Below are 16,111 nucleotides of genomic sequence, written 5' to 3' on the forward strand. Positions count from 1 at the left end.
CCGGTGAGCAAGATAGAAGTGCCTAAGATGTCGGGAGCAACCGCCCAATAAACCGCCACCTGCACGGCTCGCCCTTCGTTCTGCCTGCGCTATGGTTTACCATGCAGACAATTGTGGTGCCTGGCACCGCCCACCCTAGCGCCAGGCGCTACCGTCATCGGATACCTCATCTCGAGCAACATGAGCAAAACAGCACACGCGGGCAACGAGCCAACATTCTACTTCCACGACTACGAGACCTTCGGCATCAGCCCCGCCAAGGACAGGCCGTCGCAGTTTGCCGGTATTCGTACCGATGCGGATTTCAACATCATTGGCGAGCCGCTGGTCATCTACTGCAAGCCGCCGGCGGACTATCTGCCGGATCCGGAGGCGTGCCTGATTACCGGTATCACGCCGCAAAAGGCGATGAAGGATGGGCTGTGCGAGGCGGATTTCATTCGCCAGATCCACGAGCAATTCGCCACGCCGAATACCTGTGTGCTTGGCTACAACAGCATCCGCTTCGATGACGAGGTGACCCGCTACACCCTCTATCGCAACTTCTATGACCCCTATGCCTACAGTTGGCAGAACGGCAACTCCCGCTGGGATATTCTCGACATGCTGCGGGCCTGCTATGCCCTGCGCCCGGAGGGGATCGAGTGGGCCTTTGATGATGAAGGCAAACCGAGCTTCCGGCTGGAGAAGCTGACAGTCGCCAATGGCGTGGCCCACGCCAATGCACACGATGCACTCTCGGACGTGCTGGCCACTATCGAGATGGCCAAGCTGGTGAAAAAAGCCCAACCCAAGCTGTTTGGTTATCTCTTTGATCTGCGCAACAAAAACAAGGTGAAGGCGCTGATTGACGTGGTGACCATGAAGCCGCTGGTGCACGTCTCCGGCATGTTCTCCCCCTGGCAGGGTTGTGCAAGCTGGGTCTCGCCACTTGCCTGGCACCCCACCAACCAGAACGCGGTGATCATGGTGGATCTGACCCGTGACCCCACCCCGCTCATTGAACTCTCCAGCGAGGAAATCCGCGAGCGCCTCTACACCAAGAAAGAGGAGCTGGGGGATCTGGCGGGCATTCCGGTGAAACTGGTGCACATCAACAAGTGCCCGGTGCTGGCGCCAGCCGCCACCCTGACGGCGGAGCGCGCCGACGAGCTCGGCATCAATCGGGAGCAGTGCCGCAAGAGCCTGGATCTGCTGCGCGCCCACCCCGAAGTACGGGAAAAACTGGTGGAAGTGTTCAATCAGGAGTTTGCCGGCAGCAATGAGAGCGACCCCGATACCCAGCTCTACGGCGGATTCTTTGGCCACGGCGACAAGTCCACCATGGATCTGGTGCGTGCTACCCCCGCGGACCTGCTGGGTGAGCGGGAGTTCGCCTTTACCGACGCCCGGCTGCCGGAGATGCTGTTCCGCTACCGCGCCCGCAACTGGCCGCACACCTTGAGCGAAGCGGAGCAGAAACGCTGGCGCCTGCACTGCAGCGACTACTTCAGCCGCCGTCTGCCGGACTATGTGCCCCGTCTCGAGGCGCTGGCCGAGCAGAACCAGAGTAACGAACGGAACTTCGCGATTCTAAAGAGTCTCTATCACTATCTGGAAGATTTATGAGTTGTGAGTAGTTTCACAATAAATCCTTCCCGCCCGTCCCCTTCTTCAGGTCATAATGACGAAGGGGATTTCCCCAAAAACCAATATCTTGCAACATCCTGAGCGGATGTCTCCCAAGCAAGAGATCTTTTTGGCCGAACGGAAGCCATTTGCTGATGCCTCGTCACCACGCACTGCTCGGATTACTGGCCCTGCTGCCGCTGGCAGCCAACGCCGCATACCGGTTCGATGTGCCGGATTATCTTGCTCGCCTGCCCGAACAGACCTATCGCATCGTAGAACAGAACTTCAACACCCTTTATCAGCAGACTGATTTCACTCCCCTGATCACCAACAGCTACTTCAACGGCTCCCATCTCTACAAGTTTGTCGGGGTACCGCTGGCCATCAGCGCCCAGTCAGGTTTCCAGCTGGAGGTGTTTGGTCAGGTCTATAACCGCGCTTCGCAAGCCTATATGCACCTGAGCGAGGACATGTCCCTCTATCGGGTGATGCGAGTCGATCTGATGGGGAACCCCAATGATCAACTGGCCATCGGTTTTGGTCTGGGGGTGCCCATCACCCCGTTGCTGACCCTCAAGGCGATCGCCTCCGGCAGTGATATCCCGGGCTATGGCTCAGCCAAATACGCCGTCGGCTTTGAGTGGCGTTACTGAAAAACATGGCTGATAACCGCTGATTGAAACAATTCAGGCTCCGTGATGGAGCCTGAATTGTTTATGGTGACGCTGTGATCAGGTGTAGTGGATCACCCGCCCCTCGCCCCCTTGCAGGGTCACAGCCGTGCCGACTGCCTGTCCCAGCCAAAAATCGATTCCCCCTTCCGGCAGCAGAAACTCCTGTGGTTGCCCCTCCCAGTTGAACAAGCAGAGCAGAGTGCCGCCCTCGGGCAGGCTTACTTCACCACAGGCAAAGTCCATCGACTCGAAACGGGCAGAGGGTGCACGAACAGCACAAAGACCCAGCAGCTTGCACAGTTGCGCCGCCTGCTCCTCATCGAGATCTTGCAGTCGATCACCGGCCAGCATCATGCCGCCGCTCGCCACCAACGCTGCCAGATGGAAGCTGTAATCCGCATTGCTTGCCTGCTGGCTCGTCAGATCCCGAAGGCAGATACAGTCGGGGTCGAGGGCCCAGAGCTTGTCATTCTGCCAGGCGCGGCAGAAGGCCTCGCGGGCGATCTGACGATAGCGGTGGCCGTTGCGCTCCACGTCATCGCTCACCCGCATGCCGTGCACCAGGCCAAGGCTCGGCCAGATGGGGGCGTTGCAACCGAGCAGGAAAGCGCCTTCACCTGCACCACGCAGGATGGCGGCCATACCGCGCCGATAGGCTTCAACCCGGGTGGCTGCCGGATCGTGGAAACGGCCACCGTGGATTGCGCCCCAGAAGTTGGCATCGAGCTTGAAGTAGTGGATGCCCCACTGCTCGCGCAGGGTTCGGAACACCTGTTCAAGGTGCGCTTGCACCTCGGGGTGGGTGCCGTCCAGCACATACCAGGGAGTGCAGCGCCAACCACCGTAGGTGACCCGCTCGGAAGGTAGCGGCAGGCCGTCATCCCCCTTCACAAACCAGTCTGGGTGCTCCTGAAACACCTGTGAACCGGGCTCTGCAATAAAGGGTGCGACCCAGAGGGCAGGCTCGCAGCCAGCCTGTTTGATCTCGGCAGCCAGTGAGGCTACACCTTGCTCGAACTTGGCCGACGGGGTAAGCCAGTCGCCCATTTTGGCCTGATAGCCGTCGTCGATCTGCACATAGCGCAGGGCCGGGAAGCGCTCGGCACGCACCTGCAGGTTCTCGCGAATGTCGGCAGCGCTCACCTCGGCGTAGTAGTGATACCAGGAGCACCAGCCGCTCGGGCGATCACTCACCTTGCCGATCAGCGAGCCATGCTCAGCCTCGATCAGCCCAGCCAGCTCGGCCAGCAGATCCTCGCGCTCCGCCCCTTCGAGGCAGATCAGCGCCTCGCTCTGCCAGTGCTCACCGGCTGCAAGTTTTCGCCCTTCGCAGTTCATCAGGATCTGCAAGCGACCATCAGGGTAGAGGCGAAACTCCCCGCCAAAACGGTGGCAGCTGGCAAAGGCGAGCAGCAGCCACCCCTTGCCATGCTCTACCAGCAACAGGTTGTGAATGGTGTGATAGCCATTGTCATCGGTGATGCGATAGACGCTGGCATCGGGACAACGGCCGACATGTTGCGGTGATTGCCAGCACCCCATGGTCTGGGCCAGCATCTGGAATCCTTCGCCATAGATGGCACTCTCCACCGGCAGGCCAAGCTTGCCGTCAAACAGCACCCAGCGCTCAACCGGAGTGGCATCAGGGCCGGTGTTGTCGAGTCGCACCCGGCACAGGGGGCCTTCCCACTGACGGGTTTGCAGCAGATGGGGTGGCAACGCATTATCGTTCGCCAGCTGGCGAACTCGGGACAAGAGGGATGTCATCACTACTCCTTGTAGTTCGAAAAAGGGTTCTATCAGACGATGTTCAACAGATAATCCGCATACAAATCAGCTTCAAACGAACTGATTTCAGTTGTTATTGTTTTAATGCCGCGACCCGGCCTCTCTGGTAAACTGCGATTTTTCTTCCCAGTCGATGAGGTTCACGTGATCGCGCAACGCGCCTTGCTGTACTTTCGTGACTTTATGGTCATCGTCGCCTGCCTGCTGGCAGGCAAATCCGTGGCAGCCATCCTGCCTTTCGCCTTTCCCGGCAGCATCATCGGCATGCTGCTGCTGTTCGTGCTGCTCTCCCTGCAACTGATCAAGCTGCACTGGGTCGAGCTGGGCGCTGGCTTGCTGCTGCGCCACATGGGCGTGCTGTTCGTGCCGGTCGCGGTCGGGCTGGTGGCTTGGCTTGAGCCCCTGCGCCAATCCTTCGGCGTCATCATGCTCTGCATCGTGCTCGGGATTGTGCTGATCCTCGCCACCGTCGGTCGGCTCTACCAGAGGATGAACAAATGATCTTCTGGCTCGCCATTCCCTTAACGCTCGCGCTCTATTTCGCCACCCGCGCCCTCTATCGCCGCCTGCCCTGGCCCATCATCAATCCGGTGCTGGTGCCGACCGCGGTGATCATCGGCCTGCTGCTCTGGTTTGATCTGCCCCTTGAGCAGTACGAGCGCGGCAGCAGCCCTATCACCATGCTGCTGGAGCCCGCCGTGGTGGCGCTGGCGCTGCCGCTCTATCAGCAGGCACGCCAGATCCAGGCCAAGCTCAAGCCCATCCTAATCTGTACCCTCGCCTCCGTCTTGATCTCGGTGTGCACAACCTTGCTGATCGGTCATTTTATGGGCACAGATCCGGCGCTGCTCGCCTCCCTTGCCACCAAATCCATCACCACCCCGCTCGCCATGAGCGTCAGCCAGTCCATCGGCGGCATTCCCGCCATCGCGGCCGCCGTGGTGGTGGTAGTGGGGATTGTCGGTGCCCTGATCGGCTACCCGCTGCTCAAACTGTTCAAAGTGACCGATCCGGAAGCGCAAGGGCTCGCCATGGGGGCCTGTGCCCACGCCATCGGCACGGCTACTTCCGCCGAGAAAGGGATCACCCAGGGGGCCTTTGCATCGCTGGCCATGGTGGTGTGCGGGATCCTCACCGCTGCCGTCGCCCCGCTGCTGTTTGCCATCTATCACTGGCTGATCTGATCACCCCATTGACCACCTGTTGACCATTCCGGGGGGCCTGCTGGCCTCTCGGGGTGCGACCTGCCGCACAATTTGCACAAGACAAACGTTTCCATTACCATCCCCCTCCGTTTGCCCGTCAGGGCGTGAGCCTGCTCACACATTTACCCGAGCTTGCTCCCTACAATGGCCGCCCAATTGGCCTTTGAGGACACACTATGCATCCCCGTTTTGCCAAGCCATTCGATACCCTCTCTGCCCCGCTCAAAGCAGCCGTGCAGCCCATGCTGGATAGTGCCGACTTCAACGCCCGCTTCACGCCGGAGCAAGTCGCCACCCTGAAAGCCGCCACAGGTCTCGATGATCGCGCCCTGCGCCTCGCCCTGTTGCCGCTGGCAGCCGCCTGCTCGGTGGCGCCCATCTCCAAGTTTTATGTCGGTGCCATCGCCTGCGGCCTGAGTGGCACCTGGTACTTCGGTGCCAACATGGAGTTTGCGGGGCAAGGTCTGTTCCACTCGGTCCACGCCGAGCAATCCGCTATCTCCAACGCCTGGCTGGGTGGCGAGACCGGGATCAGCGAAATCACCGTCAACTACACCCCCTGCGGCCACTGCCGTCAGTTCATGAACGAGCTGAGCACCGCCAAGATCCTGAAAGTCTCCCTGCCCGATGACCTGAGCGCCCTGCAATCCTTCCTGCCCCACTCGTTTGGCCCGGCGGATCTCGACATCACAGATGCGCTGATGAGCCCGCAGGATCACGCAGAGCTTGAGCTTCAAAGCGAAGACCCGCTGTGGCAGGCCGCGCTGGCCGCTGCCCGTCAAAGCTACGCCCCCTACAGTCAGGGCTATGCCGCGGTGGCGCTGCAGTTTGCCGATGGCCGCATCTTCTCTGGCCGCTACGCCGAGAACGCCGCCTTCAACCCCAGCCTGCCGCCGATGCAGATGGCCTGCGCCCATGCGGTGCTTAACGGTGAAGATCTCGCCACCATCCGCCGCGCCGTACTGCTGGAGAACAAGAACGGCCAGATCAGCCAGCGGGACTCCGCCCAGTCCACTCTAAAGGCGCTGGGCTCGGTCGAGCTGGAGTATCAGGCGGTCTGACCCCCGCTTAGCTTCGATAAACGAAAGCCCCCGCACCTTGGTGCGGGGGCTTTTTTACTTGGCTGTTTAACCGGGAGCAGCCGGTGATCCTCACGGCTTGGCTGGGTTGATCACCCCGTCTAACCGGTTGCTGATCAGACAGGTTTCAGCCGCGCGGTGAAGTGGCGCAGCAGCGGCGGCTCGTAGTCAAAGGTGAGTCCGCGAATGTCGCTGGCCCGCGCTTTCACCGCGATCAGGCAGTCGGCCACATAGTCCATATGATCCCGGGTGTAGACCCGGCGCGGAATGGTGAGACGCAACAGCTCGAAGTCCGCAGCCTCCTGCTTGCCGGTGGCGGGATCTCGCCCGAGCAGCAGGGAGCCAATCTCCACCCCGCGCACACCCCCTTCCAGATAGAGCTCGCAGGCGAGCGCATGAGCCGGGAACTGCTCGGCCGGAATATGGGGCAGCAGCTTTTTGGCATCCACAAACACCGCATGGCCGCCGGTGGGGGTCTGGATGGGGATGCCCGCCTCGGCCAGCCGCTCGCCGAGATAGGCCACCTGACTGATGCGATAGGTGAGATACTCCTCATCCATTCCCTCGCGCAGGCCGATGGCGAGCGCCGCCATGTCCCGTCCCGCAAGCCCGCCATAAGTGACAAAACCCTCCATCGCCACGCAGCGCACCTGCACCGCGCGAAACAGGTCGAGATCCTCTTTGAAACAGCAGAGCCCGCCGATATTGACCAACCCGTCCTTCTTGGCCGACATGGTGAAGATGTCCCCCAGTGCGAACATCTGGCGCACTATCTCCTTGATGCTGCACTTCGCATAAGTCGGATCCCGCTCCTTGATAAACCAGGCGTTCTCGGCAAAGCGGGCGGCGTCGATCACCACCGGAATATGGTGACGACGGGCCAGCTCGGAGACCGCCTCCATATTGGCCATGGAGACCGGCTGGCCGCCGGCGCTATTGCAGGTCACCGTGATGATGATGCCGGCCACGTTGTCGGCCCCCAGGGTTTCGATGGTGTCGGTCAGGCGAGGGAGATCAAAATCCCCCTTCCAGGCATAAGGGGCCGTGGTGTCGAGGGCTTTCGGGGTGAGCAGGTTGATGGCCCGCGCGCCAGCCAACTCCACGTGGGCCTTGGTGGTGTCGAAGTGGTAGTTGGAGATGAAGACCGGCGCCTTGCCCTGGCAGCGCTTGACCAGCTCGGGGAAGAGGATCTGCTCGGCCCCGCGCCCCTGGTGGGTGGGAATCACATGCTGATAGCCAAAGATCTCGCGCACCGTGCGCTCCAGCTCGACGAAGTTGCGGCTGCCCGCATAAGCTTCGTCCCCCATCATGATGCCGGCCCACTGGCGATCGGACATGGCACCTGTGCCGCTGTCGGTCAGCAGATCGATATAGACATCCTCGGCCAGCAGCAGGAAGGGGTTCCAGCCAGCGGCCTCGAGGGCAGCGCGACGCTCGGCGCCAGTGGTCTGTTTGATGGGCTCGACCATCTTGATACGAAACGGCTCGGGTATACGACGCATAAAAGACTCCTCACCGGCGCAAGGCCAGTGTGTTTGAAATCGGGATTGGCAAAGAGGCCGGGGCGATCAGGGTCGTCCGGCTGACAAATTCAAACGGCGGGTGCCACCAATCAGCGGTGAGGAAAGTCGAAGGTCAGAATGGGATCCCGGGTATACCAGTGGGCGAGCAGGCAGGCTGCCCGGGGCGTAGCTGTCATGATTGGCATCACTCCCCTCCATATCGGTTGTAGACAGTCGGTGGCCAACAAGATCCATAGATGGATGCTGCCAGCGGGCAGCCTCGCCACGTTAACGGCTGGTTAATTGGCAAACAAGGGGCGCACCGACGGGCTGTGCGCCCGCTCACAAAGTGCGCATCTGAGCGGCAAACTGGCAGTGAGGTTGATCCGCCCGCGCCCCCGGTTCGTTATTCTCCCTACCCATACGCCACATCCCCCATCAGCCAAGGCCGGAAGCCATTATGCATCGCAAACCCCATCTGCCCGAGAAGATCTGCCCCGTCTGCCAACGCCCCTTCAGCTGGCGGCGCAAGTGGGCGCGCAGCTGGGAAGCGGTTCGCTACTGCAGCGAGCGCTGTCGCCACGCTCGTCACAGCAGCCAGCAACCTGAGGGGGAGCGAGTCTGATGGAGCTGCGCCTGATTCTCGGCGATCAGCTGAACGCCGGTCACAGCTGGTTTCGCACCCCAGATCCGGCGATCTGCTACCTGATGGCGGAGCTGCGCCAGGAGACCGACTACTGCCGCCACCATCGCCAGAAGGTGCTGGCCTTCTTTGCCGCCATGCGCGCCTTCGCAGCAGCCCTCACCCAAGCTGGCCACCGCGTCTGTTACCTGACCCTGGATGAGAGCGCCCGCTGGCCCGATTTGCCCGGCTTGCTGGAGGCTCAACTCGAAGCACATCAGGCCAGCAGCTTTGCCTGGCAGAGCCCAGACGAGTGGCGCCTTGCCAGCCAGTTGAAAAGCTGGGCGGCGGGCCTGGCCATCCCTGCCACCGAGGTGGAGAGCGAGCATTTTCTCACTCCCCGCGATGGCTGGCAGCGCTATCCTCACAGCCGGATGGAGTTCTTCTACCGCGCCCTGCGCAAGCAATACAGGGTGCTGCTCGATGAGCGCGGCCAACCCCTTGGCGGGCGCTGGAATTTTGATGACGAGAACCGCGCCAAGCTGCCGGCGAGACAGCCCATCCCGGAACCCCTCACCTTTGCCAACGAGGTGAGCGAGATTGATGCCATGCTGACCCGCCACGGGGTCAGCACCATCGGCGAGGTGGATGCCAGCGCCCTACCGTGGCCCATCAACCGGCGCCAGAGCCGCGAGCTGCTGGCCCATTTTCTGGCCCACTGCCTGCCTCACTTTGGCCGCTATCAGGATGCCCTGAGCGAGCGGGGCTGGAGCTTGTTTCACAGCCGCCTGTCGTTTTCCCTCAACAGCAAGATGCTTCATCCGCTTGAGGTGATCCGCGCCGCCGAATCCCACTGGCAGGCCAATCAGGCCACTATCACGTTGGCACAGGTGGAGGGGTTTATTCGCCAGATCCTCGGCTGGCGCGAGTTTGTCCGCGCCCTCTACCGGGAGAAGATGCCCGACTACAAGCAGACCAATTTTCTCGGGGCCAACCGGCCGCTGCCCGGTTTCTTCTGGAGTGGCGAAACCAGGATGGCCTGCGTGCGCCACGCCATTCGCCAGTCTCTTGAGCACGGTTACGCCCACCATATCCAGCGGCTAATGGTGACCGGCAACTTTGCCCTGCTGGCGGGGATCGATCCTGACGAGGTGGATCAGTGGTATCTCGGTATCTATGTGGATGCCATCGAGTGGGTGGAGCTGCCCAACACCCGCGGCATGAGCCAGTTTGCCGATGGCGGCCTGATGGGCAGCAAGCCCTACGCCAGCAGCGGCGCTTATCTCGAGCGGATGGGCCACTACTGCAAGGGGTGCCACTATCAGGTCAAAGCCCGCCACGGGGATGGGAGCTGCCCCTTCAACAGCCTCTACTGGCACTTTCTCTGGCGCAATCGGGACAAGCTCGGCAACAATCCCCGCCTCGCCCTCCCCTATGCCAACTGGGATGGCCAAGCCGCAGAACAGCAACAGACCATTCTGGCGACGGCGGAGCACTACCTGATCAAGCTGGAGCAGTTGTAAGCGGGCCATGTCCCCTGGCACATTCACACTGACAACAGCGCAGCGATTTACGCTGGCAATCAGGCGCGTCATCGCACCAAACACCAGCCTGTGACCGGCAAGCAGACGGAGATCCCAATCCTGCGCAGAGCGGTTGAATATCCTGTGGCGGCTGATTATGGTGGTGGCCACATCAAGGTTTCCATCAACCAAACATCAGAAAAACGAGTCTAAGGAAAGACGATATGGAGATAGTGGTTCTCGGTGGCGGCGTGATTGGGGTAACCAGCGCCTGGTATCTGGCCAAAGCGGGTCACAAGGTGACCCTGCTGGAGCGACAAGGGGGCGTTGCCCTTGAAACCAGCCATGCCAACGCCGGGCAGATATCCCCGGGTTATGCGGCCCCCTGGGCGGCCCCCGGCATTCCCCTCAAGGCCGCCAAGTGGATGCTGCAAAAGCATGCCCCCTTCACCGTGCGCCCCACTGCCGATCCCTTCCAGCTGCGCTGGATGCTCAGAATGCTCGCCAACTGCACCCCGACCGCTTATGCCACCAACAAGGGGCGCATGGTGCGTCTGGCCGAATACAGCCGCGACTGCATGAAGCTGCTGCGTGACGAGTTGAGCATCGATTACGAAGGGCGCCAGCTCGGTACCCTGCAGCTGTTTCGCAGCCAATCCCAGCTCGATGCCAGTCAGCGCGATATCGAGGTGCTGGAGGAGTATGGCGTCCCCTACCAGTCGCTCGATGCCAGCGGCTGCGAAGCGGCAGAGCCTGCGCTGGCGCGGGTGCGCGGCAAAATCGTCGGCGGCTTGCGTCTGCCCGGCGACGAGACCGGCGACTGCTTCCGCTTCACCAAGGCCCTTGCCCTTGAAGCCGAGAAGCTCGGGGTCAAGTTCGTCTTCAACTGCGACATCGACGAGATTGAGCAAGCCCGCGGCCGCGCCGTGGCTGTGCGGGCGGGCGAGCAGCGCTATCGCGCCGATGCCATCGTCTGTGCGCTCGGCAGCTATGCCACCGGCTTTTTGCGGCCGCTGCTGCGCCCGCTCGGGCTGGAGCTGCCTGTCTATCCGGTCAAGGGCTACTCCCTCACCCTGCCGATGATCAACGCCGAGGCCGCGCCGCGCAGTACCGTGCTCGACGAGACCTACAAGGTGGCCATCACCCGCTTTGACGAGCGGATCCGGGTCGGCGGCATGGCGGAGCTGTCGGGCTACAACCTCGCTCTCAACCCCAGACGCCACGACACTCTGGCGATGGTGGTGGGCGATCTCTTTCCCGAAGGGGGCGATATCAGCAAGGCTGAATTCTGGACCGGCTTACGCCCCATGACGCCGGACGGCACCCCGCTGGTGGGGCCCAGCCCCATTCCCGGCCTCTGGCTCAATACCGGCCACGGCACTCTGGGCTGGACCATGGCGGCCGGTTCGGGTCAGCTATTGTGCGATCTTATCAGCGGCAGCGAGCCCGCCATCAGCGATGAGGGGCTCACTCTGGCCCGTTACGGCTAAGCGCATAACAGGTCGGGCTGTTTCACTCGCCAACTGCGCCCCCAGACAACAGCAGAGGACGTTCTCGACCGCTTTATTGACAGGCCACCGCCAAAAACGGTGGCCTTTTCGTCTGATGTTGACCTTCTCCCTCCCCATCTGCCTGAGCGGTGCTCTGGCTGCCGGTTAATGCAGCAAACGGCACAGAATATTGCGCAATTCGACTTGCGCAAGCCGCCACAATCCGTAATGTGGATAGACGCATTTTTCGCAGCGCATATTTTTAAATGGCCTGTAAACCGCTTGTAAACAGGCGTCGCCAGACAAGAGGTTACGGGTGTCACCGCGAGTTTCTTTAGCAGCAATCCAGGGTAGGACATTATGAAAAAAGTAGGTTTGGTCGGTTGGCGTGGCATGGTGGGATCGGTTCTGATGAGCCGGATGCAGGAAGAGCAGGATTTCGCCCATATTCAACCCACATTCTTCACCACCTCCCAGGCCGGTGAGGCCGCTCCCAACTTCGGCGTCGATGCCGGTACTCTGCAGGACGCCTTCGATATCGAGGCGCTGGCCAAGCAGGATATCATCATCACCGCCCAAGGCGGCGACTACACCAAGGATGTCTATCCGCGCCTGAAAGCCGCTGGCTGGCAGGGTTACTGGATTGACGCCGCCTCCTCCCTGCGGATGGAGAAAGATGCCGTCATCATTCTGGATCCGGTCAACGGCGACGTCATCGAGCAGGCCCTGAACGATGGCATCAAGACCTTCGTTGGCGGCAACTGCACCGTCAGCCTGATGCTGCTGGCCCTCGGCGGCCTGTTCAAGGCCGATCTGGTGGAGTGGGTGAGTGTGGCCACCTATCAGGCTGCCTCCGGTGGCGGTGCCCGCCATATGCGCGAGCTGGTCACCCAGATGGGGATGCTGCGCGACGAAGTGGCGGTCGAGCTGGCCGACCCTGCCTCCGCCATCCTCGACATCGAGCGCAAGATCACCGAGAAGACCCGCTCCGGCACCCTGCCGGTGGACAACTTCGGCGTACCGCTGGCCGGTGGCCTTATCCCCTGGATCGACACCAAGCTCGACAACGGCCAGAGCCGTGAAGAGTGGAAAGGTCAGGCCGAAACCAACAAGATTTTGGGTATCGAGAACGCCGTCATTCCGGTGGATGGTCTGTGCGTGCGGATCGGTGCCCTGCGCTGCCACAGCCAGGCGTTCACCATCAAGCTGAAAAAGGATGTGCCGCTGGCGGAGATCGAAGCCCTGCTGGCTGCCCACAACGACTGGGTGAAAGTGATCCCCAACGATCGCGACATCACGGCCCGCGAGCTGACCCCGGCGGCCGTTACCGGCACCCTCAGCATTCCAGTCGGTCGTCTGCGCAAACTCAATATGGGCCCTGAGTATCTGGCCGCCTTTACCGTGGGTGACCAGCTGCTGTGGGGCGCCGCCGAGCCGCTGCGCCGCATGCTGCGTATCCTGCTGGCGCGCTAATCCGCCACAGCAGCAGATACAACAAGGGCGGGGAGTCACACTCCCCGCCCTTGTTTATTGCCTGTTTTTATAAGCCCTGTAGCAGGCTCTCACTCTTGCTGTCACTTAAGCTGAATACGCTGACAGCCGCTGTAGATCTCGGCCCGCCCGGGGCGGCAAAAGCCCACCAGGGTGAGCCCCGTCTGCTCGGCCCGCTCGACCGCAAGCTCGGTAGCGGCCGAGATGGCGAGCAAAATTTCCACCCCGGCGCTGGCGCACTTTTGCACCATTTCGAAGCTGGCGCGGCTGGTCACCAGAATGGCGCCGTCACGCCGACCAGTGCGGCACAGATGGCCCACCAGCTTATCCAGCGCAATATGGCGTCCCACATCTTCGCGGATGGCGAGAATGTTGCCTTCCCCGTCCAGATGCACCGCCGCATGGGTGGCGCCGGTGCGCTGGCCCAATAGCTGGAGCGGGCGCAGCGCGGTCAATACCTTGTCGATATGGCCCACCGCCAGACGCTGACTGTCAGGCAAGCTTGGCTGGGTGCGGATCACCTGCTCCAGACTCTCGCTGCCGCAGATGCCGCAACCGGTGCGCCCCGCCAAGGTGCGCCGCTTCTCTTTGAGGCGATGAACGCAGCGATTGGCCAACGTGATATGCAGCTCAATCCCCTGACAGCCATCAATCTGCTCGATGTCGTGGATATCGAGCAGGCTGTCGATGATCCCCTCGGATAGCGAAAAGCCGATGGCGAAATCCTCCAGATCGGAGGCCGAGCACATCATCACACTGTGGGCGATGCCGTTGTAGACCAGCGCCACCGGCGTCTCGGAGGGGAGCGCCATCTCGCTGTCGCAGGTCAAGGTCTCGGCTCGGTAGTGCACCACCTCGCGGTGGATAGCGCAGCGGGCCAGCTCGTTCTGTTCGCTCAGCCCTCTTTGTTCTCTCTGCTCGCACTGTTCGTTCTGTTTTTGCTCGCTCCGCTCACTCCGCGCCTCAAGCTCAAGTAGCTCTCTCATGGTGCGACCCCGTCAATGATCTCGGGATCTCTGGCCGAAATGCCGAGCCGCTTCATTTTCGAAAGCAAGGTGGTGCGCTTCATGCCAAGGCGGTTGGCCGCCCCCCGCTCGCCAGCGACGATGCCGTTGCAGTCGCGCAGGGCGGCGATGATCGCCTCGCGCTCATCGGTCGGCCCCTCCTCGGCAAAGAGCGGCGTGGCGGGTTCGTCATACACCAGGGTCTCAATCTTGTGATAGCCCTTGAGGGGCATCAGCTCATCGGGCGAGAGGTTGAGCACATGGCCGCGGGTCATCACCACGGCGCGCTCGATAACGTTCTCCAGCTCGCGGATATTGCCGTACCAGGGCAGCGATACCAGCATCTTCATAGCATCGGCGGGGATCGAGGTGATGGTGCGGCGCATCCGCTTGGCGATCTTCTTGATGAAGAAGTTGACCAGCAGCGGAATATCCTCGCGGCGCTCCCGCAGCGGCGGCAGCTCGATGGGAAAGACGTTGAGGCGGTAGTAGAGATCGCTTCGAAAGCGCTTGTTCTTGACCATTGAGAGCAGATCGCAGTTGGTGGCGGCCACCAGCCGCACATCCACTGCGATGGGGTTGCTGTTGCCCACCCGCTCCAGCTCGTGCTCCTGCAATACCCGCAAGAGTTTGGGCTGCAAATCCAGCGGCATATCCCCCACTTCGTCGAGGAACAGGGTGCCCTTGTGGGCCCGCTCGAAGCGGCCGATGCGCTGGGTCAGGGCACCGGTAAAGGCCCCCTTCTCGTGGCCAAAGAGATCGCTCTCGATAAGGCCGGTGGGAATGGCGGCGCAGTTCACCTTCACCATTTCGTGGTCGTGGCGGGCACTCAGGGCGTGAATGGCCTGGGCGATCAGCTCCTTGCCGGTGCCGGTCTCGCCGAGGATCAGCACGGTACTGTCGCTCTCGGCCACCAGCCGCACCTTCTCCAGCACACTCTCCATCACCGCGCTCTGGTAGATGATGTGGGGGAACTCCCCCTGCATCTGCGGCTCGTTGATGCGAATGGTCTTCTCGCGGGCCCCCGTGGTGTTGGAGATCTCCTGCTGCGCCTGCACGTTGTTCATGGCTATGGCGGTGCGCGCCGCCACCTGCTCCAGCAAGGAGATATCGATATCGGCAAAGAAGTCGGCGTTGGGGTGCGAGAGGATCAACACCCCCAGCAGGTTGCCCCGATAGCGCAGCGGCAAAATACAGGAGCTGTCGGCCTCGGGCGGCAGGATCTGGGAGGTAAAGCGGCAGCGATTGCTGCAGCCGTGGCCGTGTTCGCGATAGACAAAAAACGGCTCACTGTGGCCAAGGGCCCCCTGCAGGCACTTCTTTTCGAAACAGGAGTGATCGATGATGCCCGGCTGATCGCTCTGGTGCTGATTGACCAGATAGCTCTTGAAGCTGTCGGAGGTGGCGTTGTATTCGGCCAGACACAAGCTGCTGATGCCGAAGTGGTGGTGCAGGATGGTAAACAGGCTCTTGGGCAGCTCGGCGATGCGCACCAGTTTGATCACCGCGTTGGTTACATCCACCAGAATTTTGCAGCTGTCGCGCTCAAGGCGCAGGGAGTTGGCCTGCTCAAGAGTGCGCTCCTTGTCGAGCACGTTCTCCAGCGCAATGGCGATAATGGCAGCCAGCTGGGTCAGCTTGGCGAGCGTCTCCATGGTGAAGCTGTCGAGCTGGGTGTTGATAAACTCGACCCCGCCAAGGTGGCTGCGGGCGGTGGTGATGGGGAGCTGGCAGTAGGAGCGCAGCCCCCCGTAGACCCCTTCGCGATCCAGCGCCGGGCAGCGATTCTCAAAGCGGGCGGCAGCGAGAATGATGGCCTGTTCAGGGGTCTCTTTGGTAGGACGGGGGGAGAGGTGCAGCTCTGCCTTGGGGCAGACCAGATGCTTTGGGCCGGAATGTCCCATGAAGTAGAAGATGGCCTCCTCGTCCGCACCCATGTTGAGGATCAGGTTGACCCGGGTTACGCCGCCGAAGCTGGCATCTATCTTGTTGAGTTTGTGGATAAAATCATCGAGCGTCACGGCCGACAGGAGGGATTTGGAGAGCAGGAGGAAACCGTCGTCCCAGATGGGAGAGATCTCGTCCAGGGGGATGGCACTCACATTTAGCATTGCGGCCTCAC

Annotated in this window: 13 protein-coding genes; 9 read left to right on the forward strand and 4 right to left on the reverse strand. The window is 61.5% G+C overall.

Annotation, left to right across the window (positions count from 1 at the left end):
* Window positions 1-180: 180 nt before the first annotated feature.
* Together sbcB and ACTG2T_RS21405 are read left to right on the forward strand one after the other, a co-directional pair.
* Window positions 181-1,608, forward strand: a complete 1,428-nt coding sequence (sbcB, locus tag ACTG2T_RS21400) for an exodeoxyribonuclease I (protein WP_330124348.1) — start codon at window positions 181-183, stop codon at window positions 1,606-1,608.
* A 155-nt stretch (window positions 1,609-1,763) separates the two neighbouring features.
* A complete protein-coding gene (locus ACTG2T_RS21405) occupies window positions 1,764-2,264 on the forward strand; it encodes a hypothetical protein (RefSeq protein WP_005360277.1) in 501 nt (166 codons plus the stop codon).
* Between the two features lie 78 nt (window positions 2,265-2,342).
* Here the strand turns inward: ACTG2T_RS21405 and ACTG2T_RS21410 are convergent, their stop codons facing one another.
* Entirely contained in the window at window positions 2,343-4,052 is a 1,710-nt protein-coding gene (locus tag ACTG2T_RS21410; protein ID WP_330124349.1) for a glycoside hydrolase family 36 protein, read from the reverse strand.
* A 165-nt stretch (window positions 4,053-4,217) separates the two neighbouring features.
* Between ACTG2T_RS21410 and ACTG2T_RS21415 the strand changes: the two genes are divergently transcribed.
* From ACTG2T_RS21415 to cdd, 3 genes are all read left to right on the forward strand, one after another.
* The gene (locus ACTG2T_RS21415) at window positions 4,218-4,574 is read left to right on the forward strand and encodes a CidA/LrgA family protein (protein WP_005333279.1); all 357 of its coding nucleotides are present in this window, start codon (window positions 4,218-4,220) and stop codon (window positions 4,572-4,574) included.
* A complete protein-coding gene (locus ACTG2T_RS21420) occupies window positions 4,571-5,257 on the forward strand; it encodes an LrgB family protein (RefSeq protein ID WP_139735641.1) in 687 nt (228 codons plus the stop codon). Before ACTG2T_RS21415 ends, ACTG2T_RS21420 begins: the two co-directional genes overlap by 4 nt.
* A gap of 197 nt (window positions 5,258-5,454) precedes the next feature.
* The gene (gene cdd, locus ACTG2T_RS21425; protein WP_005333283.1) at window positions 5,455-6,339 is read left to right on the forward strand and encodes a cytidine deaminase; all 885 of its coding nucleotides are present in this window, start codon (window positions 5,455-5,457) and stop codon (window positions 6,337-6,339) included.
* Window positions 6,340-6,473: 134 nt separating this feature from the next.
* On the opposite strand, the gene ACTG2T_RS21430 is transcribed toward cdd, so the two are convergent.
* On the reverse strand, window positions 6,474-7,859 hold the full coding sequence (locus ACTG2T_RS21430) for a tryptophanase (protein ID WP_330124350.1): 1,386 nt from the start codon (window positions 7,857-7,859) through the stop codon (window positions 6,474-6,476).
* Between the two features lie 460 nt (window positions 7,860-8,319).
* Between ACTG2T_RS21430 and ACTG2T_RS21435 the strand changes: the two genes are divergently transcribed.
* From ACTG2T_RS21435 to asd, 4 genes are all read left to right on the forward strand, one after another.
* On the forward strand, window positions 8,320-8,484 hold the full coding sequence (locus ACTG2T_RS21435; RefSeq protein ID WP_123172992.1) for a DUF2256 domain-containing protein: 165 nt from the start codon (window positions 8,320-8,322) through the stop codon (window positions 8,482-8,484).
* On the forward strand, window positions 8,484-10,004 hold the full coding sequence (locus ACTG2T_RS21440) for a cryptochrome/photolyase family protein (protein WP_330124351.1): 1,521 nt from the start codon (window positions 8,484-8,486) through the stop codon (window positions 10,002-10,004). Before ACTG2T_RS21435 ends, ACTG2T_RS21440 begins: the two co-directional genes overlap by 1 nt.
* A 194-nt stretch (window positions 10,005-10,198) precedes the next feature.
* Window positions 10,199-11,494, forward strand: coding sequence for a D-amino acid dehydrogenase (locus ACTG2T_RS21445; RefSeq protein ID WP_330124373.1), 1,296 nt, complete (start codon window positions 10,199-10,201; stop codon window positions 11,492-11,494).
* A 360-nt stretch (window positions 11,495-11,854) separates the two neighbouring features.
* Entirely contained in the window at window positions 11,855-12,967 is a 1,113-nt protein-coding gene (gene asd / locus ACTG2T_RS21450; protein ID WP_005345266.1) for an aspartate-semialdehyde dehydrogenase, read from the forward strand.
* 101 nt (window positions 12,968-13,068) lie between these two features.
* Here the strand turns inward: asd and fdhD are convergent, their stop codons facing one another.
* Window positions 13,069-13,971 carry a formate dehydrogenase accessory sulfurtransferase FdhD gene (gene fdhD, locus ACTG2T_RS21455; RefSeq protein ID WP_330124352.1) on the reverse strand — a complete coding sequence of 301 codons (903 nt, stop codon included), beginning with the start codon at window positions 13,969-13,971 and terminating at the stop codon, window positions 13,069-13,071.
* Window positions 13,968-16,100, reverse strand: coding sequence for a sigma 54-interacting transcriptional regulator (locus ACTG2T_RS21460; protein ID WP_330124353.1), 2,133 nt, complete (start codon window positions 16,098-16,100; stop codon window positions 13,968-13,970). The genes fdhD and ACTG2T_RS21460 overlap by 4 nt, the downstream gene beginning before the upstream one ends.
* Window positions 16,101-16,111 lie beyond the last annotated feature (11 nt).

The sequence above is a fragment of the Aeromonas sp. 75A genome (genome assembly GCF_051919425.1).
In the GTDB taxonomy this organism is placed as follows: domain Bacteria; phylum Pseudomonadota; class Gammaproteobacteria; order Enterobacterales; family Aeromonadaceae; genus Aeromonas; species Aeromonas veronii.

Excerpts from the sequence above, each read along its gene's own strand:
- cdd (WP_005333283.1), top strand. The coding sequence starts at position 5,455 with ATGCATCCCCGTTTTGCCAAGCCATTCGATACCCTCTCTGCCCCGCTC.
- asd (WP_005345266.1), top strand. The coding sequence starts at position 11,855 with ATGAAAAAAGTAGGTTTGGTCGGTTGGCGTGGCATGGTGGGATCGGTT.
- ACTG2T_RS21420 (WP_139735641.1), top strand. The coding sequence starts at position 4,571 with ATGATCTTCTGGCTCGCCATTCCCTTAACGCTCGCGCTCTATTTCGCC.
- ACTG2T_RS21435 (WP_123172992.1), top strand. The coding sequence starts at position 8,320 with ATGCATCGCAAACCCCATCTGCCCGAGAAGATCTGCCCCGTCTGCCAA.
- ACTG2T_RS21460 (WP_330124353.1), bottom strand. The coding sequence starts at position 16,100 with ATGCTAAATGTGAGTGCCATCCCCCTGGACGAGATCTCTCCCATCTGG.
- fdhD (WP_330124352.1), bottom strand. The coding sequence starts at position 13,971 with ATGAGAGAGCTACTTGAGCTTGAGGCGCGGAGTGAGCGGAGCGAGCAA.
- ACTG2T_RS21440 (WP_330124351.1), top strand. The coding sequence starts at position 8,484 with ATGGAGCTGCGCCTGATTCTCGGCGATCAGCTGAACGCCGGTCACAGC.
- sbcB (WP_330124348.1), top strand. The coding sequence starts at position 181 with ATGAGCAAAACAGCACACGCGGGCAACGAGCCAACATTCTACTTCCAC.
- ACTG2T_RS21405 (WP_005360277.1), top strand. The coding sequence starts at position 1,764 with ATGCCTCGTCACCACGCACTGCTCGGATTACTGGCCCTGCTGCCGCTG.
- ACTG2T_RS21410 (WP_330124349.1), bottom strand. The coding sequence starts at position 4,052 with ATGACATCCCTCTTGTCCCGAGTTCGCCAGCTGGCGAACGATAATGCG.
- ACTG2T_RS21430 (WP_330124350.1), bottom strand. The coding sequence starts at position 7,859 with ATGCGTCGTATACCCGAGCCGTTTCGTATCAAGATGGTCGAGCCCATC.